General features: G+C 74.4%; 1 protein-coding gene. It reads right to left on the bottom strand.

Features of this window, described 5'->3' with window-relative positions; translation table 11 throughout:
* Positions 1 to 450, bottom strand: a 450-nt coding sequence (locus PROKR_RS31925) for an SURF1 family protein (RefSeq protein ID WP_169736566.1), incomplete at both ends; no start/stop codon positions are given.

Raw genomic sequence — 450 nt, 5'->3', positions numbered from 1 at the left:
GCTCGTCGGCGCGCAGCGACACCACGACGGTCACGTCGCCCGAGGGCGCGTCCGGGACGGCGTCCGGGCCCCGCGCGTCGCGCCCGAGCGGCACCGTGCCGCGGTTGACGACCAGCACGATCTCCTGACCGTCCGGCAGGCGCGCCTCGAACGGCACCAGCACGTGGTACCCGTTGCGGCCCGCGACCGGCCGGTTGCGCAGCAGCACGGTCGCGTCCGTGACGTAGTGGCCCTCCAGCTCGACCGGGCGCCAGATATCGGAGTCCGGCACCACCGCGCCGGGACCGGGCAGGATCTCGTCCACGGGCACCGCGGGCGCCGACCAGTTGTTCTCGATGAGGTCGATCTCGGCCTCGCGGGACTCGTACCGGTTCCACTGCCAGCGTCCGGCGACCAGGCACAGCGCGGCCTGCACCACGGCGGCCACCGCGAGGATCACCCACTGGCGGG

The organism is Promicromonospora kroppenstedtii DSM 19349 (assembly GCF_000515355.1).
Classification (GTDB): domain Bacteria; phylum Actinomycetota; class Actinomycetes; order Actinomycetales; family Cellulomonadaceae; genus Promicromonospora; species Promicromonospora kroppenstedtii.
This window is presented reverse-complemented; position numbering and strand designations above follow the sequence as displayed.